Origin of the sequence: Rufibacter ruber (assembly GCF_014138425.1) — a bacterium.
Taxonomy (GTDB): Bacteria; Bacteroidota; Bacteroidia; order Cytophagales; family Hymenobacteraceae; genus Nibribacter; species Nibribacter ruber_C.
Genome location: NZ_JACJIQ010000039.1, coordinates 1 through 4,814 on the forward strand (window position 1 = coordinate 1; position 4,814 = coordinate 4,814).

Sequence of the window (4,814 nt, forward strand, 5' to 3'; positions counted from 1 at the left end):
GCTTCCATTGAGTTAGGGCTTGGTGAGAAATGTTGTCGCAAACACTTTTACCTCCCTAATTCTTTGGAAGTTATTAAACTCTAAACAGCTTCAGTGATAAAGAATAGTACCAGAAGAAGATAAAGTACTTTTTCTTTTCTGGTAAGATCATTTAAACCAAGCATAATAAAGGGGGCAGATTTTTTAGAGTAACTATAGCAACAGCAAAGAAAGAGGTTTATATTTTAGTAGTAAAGAGTCTGTCTTGTTACGGTTGCCTATTACTTAAATAATGATGAACCTGTTTAGCGTGTATGTTTTGCCGCCCTCTCATGCTTAATGACTGGCTGAAGCATAAGAGAGTGTCCACGTTTTTGGGCTATTTTCTGAAAAACAGGCCAGAAACAGAGGCTGTCTTCAACTAAAGGCACCAGCAGAGGCTTGCGCCTGATACTAAGGTGAGAACCCTAATGAGCTTTGCGGTTAGTTTGAAAATGTTTAGGGCTTGTTTTTGATAATTTATTTTCCAGTTTATTGATTTATAAAACTGAAAAGAGACAGGACTAGGGGTCGCTGTCTCTTTTCAGTTTTTGATCAGATTTTAAAACTAGCGTAGAAACAGGAGCTATTTCTACGCCTAGGGGAAAACGTCATTTTACAACTACTAATCTTTTGAGAATTGGGCCATCAGTGGTGAGAACTCTAAGGGTATACACTCCTGCGCCATAGGTAAATAAGTTGAGTTGTACTTCATCTCCGGGAACATTTTCCCCTATCGCTGTAAACAGGCGTTTGCCTACTGAGTCAAAAACTTCAATCTTTTGCACCTGATAATTAGCCTTGTACCAGTTAATAGTCACGTTGCCTTGAGTAGGGTTCGGGTAAATGGAAAGTGCTTCTTCTTTGCTGAGGTCGGGCACCAGGAACTCTGCTCCTATGGCTTCGCCACCGGCGCCTTTTACAGAAAGATTACCAGTGATCACTCCTTTAGGTGCTTTGACTACCAGTTTGGTATTGGTGGCTTCTAAAATGGCAGCAACGGTGTTGTTGAAGTAAATGACATCAGTCTGGTGGTCTGCCCCAAAATGTTCTCCGGTAATGGTGACGGTTGTGCCAGCATACCCACTGGTTGGGCTAAAGGAGGTAATGACAGGAGCCGGGACAAAAATAAAGTCAGAGGCGGTACGGACGGTGCCTCCTGGTGTCTCTACTTGAATTTTCTCTGTTTCGGCGTTTGCCGGTACCGTTACGGTGAGGCTATTGGCACTGGCAGCCGTCACCTCAGCTTTGGCAGAGCCGAAAGTGACAAGATTCCGTTTTACATCCTCTGCAAAATTCATTCCGCTCAAATTGACTACTGTTCCCGTCTTACCTTTTCCGGGTGAAAAAGAAGTAAAAGTGGGGTGGTGCCAGACCATAAAGGGCTGCTGAGTCTCCACTTGGCCCCCCAGAGTTTTAAGCAGTACCTTTCCTTTAGTGGCGGTAGCAGGCACTTCTACTTTTAGTTGGGTGGTTGAGGCTTGGGTAATTTTTGCCTTCACACCATTAAAATAGACTGTGTCTAGGGTAAGATCAGTAGAAAAATGTGTCCCGGAAATAGTGATGCTGGTGCCAGGAACTGCCTCTGCAGGCGAAACGGAAGTAATAGTAGGTGGCTGAAAAATAATAAAGTCTGGACCTGTAGTTGCTGATCCATCTGGGGTTACCACCCTGATTTTGCCTGAGAAAGCATTGCTTGGCACTACCACCTTTAACTCTTCTGCTGTGTAAGCGAGTATTGGAGCTAGATGTCCGTTGATGCTGACTTTATTAGCAAAGGCGTTAGTAGAAAAGTTTTCCCCCCGGATGGTCACGGTTTGTCCCGCCCGGCCTTGGGTAGGGGAGAAAGAAATGATATTGGGAGAAACAACCACTTCATGTGCAACCAGTTGCTTGTCACTGATCACCGGCGGCATATCAAAGATCCGGTTCTGGGTTATATTGGTTCTAACTGGCTCATTGTAGTCAAAAAAGATATCAGCATAATTCTCAATCAGATGCTTCTCTGGTAGGTCTGCTTTAGGTTTGATGCTGAACTGGATGGCCCCATTGCTACCTGCCTGGTTGGTACCGCTGTCTGGCAGCATGATGTTATTGAAGGTGAAGGTGAGTACCGGTTTTTCTTTCCCTGAAACAGTTAAAGTATAAGGGTGTGTAACCGCCCCAACTTGAAAGGTGCTCATATCCAGATCAGCAGACAGAGTGTCAACTACTACTACTCGGTAGGCCACATCTGTTCCTGTATTCTGGAAACGTACAGTGTAGCGAAGAGACGAACTAGTGGGGGTATATTTTTCTGCCGTACGGCCAACGGGTATTACTTGTTTATCATTGGGGTCAAAGGAGTCAATGATGGGGAGGCATTCTTCTGTGATTTCGGGTTCAGGATCATTAGGCGGCATGGCCATCATGGCTATATCAGGCAAGCCAGTAGTATTGGCTTTTTTCATTTCCAGGTTGGCGCTTGCAATAGTTTTGAGAGGGTGTCCCTGGGGCTGATCTGCCTCTACCCGTATAACCCTGCTTGCCGTAGGGAACTTGAGGACTAAACTATCACCAATGGCTAGTTTGTATTTTCCTGTAAGAGAAAGTTCCATGTTTTGCAGCACGCGGTAAGAAAGGCTATCCGTCATAGCCCCTTGCCCTTGATTTCTAAGGACAAAACGGGCCTGATTTTCTGGTGTTTCACTGGCTGCTATGGCAACATCTGCTCTGTTGTAAGTTGGTGGGGCGGTGTACTGGTTCACTGGGGTTATCCAGGCTTTGGTGCAGACGGTAAGGCCCCTAATGGTAGGGTCAGCGCAGGAAACAGAGTCTTTGATAGTAATAGTGCCCTGTTGGTTGGGCTGCAAATCACCTACAACAAAAACGTAATTGCCTTTGCTGTCACGGGTGAACGGCATAGAAGCTGATTTGAAGATGACCTCTGCCGGGAATTGAAGAGTCACTTTGGCATTAGAGGCCGGGGCGAAACCGGTATTGGAATAGGTGACAGTGGTGACGTTCTCCATGCAACGGCGGCGGCGGTTAGAGGAGAGGCTGACATTTAAATAAGGACTTTCTTCAACTGTATTCCCGAAATCAATATTTTCAATTACACTATTTTCTTGAGTTACATTAACATTTTTTATGGTTGTACAGGAGGGGGTGATAATTCTTGAAGCACTGTTACTAGGGAGAATAGGCTTAATAGTATATGAACCTTTGGGCAGGTTGATACTATAATTCCCTTTAGAATCTGTTATGCCAAAGAAAGAGCCAGGCAAAGCTGTTACAATAATACCTTCAATGCCTTTCTCATTGGGCTCAAACTGGCAATTTAAATTTTGATCATCATAGATATTCCCATGTATGAAACCAGAATAAGTAGCAGAAGTTGTATCATATAATTGCACCTTGTACCCATCCATTATGCCATAGGCAGTAAATGTGTGGTCAGTTGCTTTAAAACTTCCAAAAAATGTCCCAAACACCTGACTGGTTGAACCAGATGATATTAATACTTTTGTTGCATCTCCGTTTACTTGTTTTAAATAGGATTTCCAAAGGAAACTTCCATTGTGTAGATAGCTTAGTACATAGGGTTTAGAATTACCAAAAGATCCTTGCATACCTACTATTTGCACTTTCCCCTCTTTATAGGCAATGCTTTTAGCCGTTGTGCCACTTGAGCCAACAAACTCGTGCTTGGCCCATTGGGCATTACCATAAGAATCAAGTTTCGCTATGAATGCTTCTCTATATACGCCCCCCACATTAGAAGTAGACGGTAGAGTTGTGGAACCAAAAGTGGCACTAAAGGCATAAGTACCTGTGATATAAAAATTGTTGAATTCATCAACAGCTATATCCTCCCCATGAATATTTTGATTACGTTCCCCAATTGCTTTTGCCATCAAAACATGACCATTAGGAGTATACTTTACTAAGAGTAAGTTGTCGTTTCCGGCAGATTTCACAAGTGTATTTCCATAAGTTCCGCTGCCGCTTATGGTGCCTACCATAATTAGATTTCTTTCCCGGTCAAATGCCAGAGAATTACCGGCTGAGTTTACATATCTTCCTAAGCCAGCTTGTATCCAGACAAACTTCCCTTGTGAATTGAGCTTAAGCAAAAAACTCTTAGGGTCACAGCAACTATTTTCTGGTGTTAAATCTAAACCTAAAACAGACCACGCACCTACAGTACCAGTTACATATACATTGCCCTCTTCATCTGCTAAAACTTTTTTACCAATGAAATGAGAATTCACTCCTTCTGTAAAACTCCAAACTAATGAGAAGTCGGGACTGAATTTGGAAACAGTAATAGAATGGGAAGAGGACCCGGAGACATAAATATTATTATTTTTATCAACAGCAATAGAGTGGAGCGTAGAGCCAGAATACCCAACACTCCCAATTTTATCTAAAACCCCATCTTTACTATAGACTGCAACATACCAGTTATAATTACTTTTTATTTCATGAGATGTCGGGGTTAAAATATTACCTTGCTTACCATCAAAACTCCCTAAAACATAGACGTTCCCTCGGCTATCAGTTGTAGCATCAGTTATGTAATCATAACCCGTGGTACTAAAAACTACAGGGTTGAGAGGAATCTGGGCTAAGGAATGAAAGGTAGAGAAAGTCCAAATACAGAGTAATAGAAGTCTTAAGTATTTCTTTTCCATATTATATGCTAGATACAGTAACTTGTTAATGAAGCTGTTTAGAGTTTAATAACTTCCAAAGAATTAGGGAGGTAAAAGTGTTTGCGACAACATTTCTCACCAAGCCCTAACTCAATGGAA

The 4,814-nt window shown here is 42.6% G+C and carries 1 protein-coding gene; it reads right to left on the minus strand.

Going from position 1 to position 4,814, the window contains the following annotated elements:
* Nucleotides 1–629: 629 nt before the first annotated feature.
* On the minus strand, nucleotides 630–4,694 hold the full coding sequence (locus tag FHS90_RS22120) for an IPT/TIG domain-containing protein (RefSeq protein WP_182514612.1): 4,065 nt from the start codon (nucleotides 4,692–4,694) through the stop codon (nucleotides 630–632).
* Between the last annotated feature and the right edge of the window lie 120 nt (nucleotides 4,695–4,814).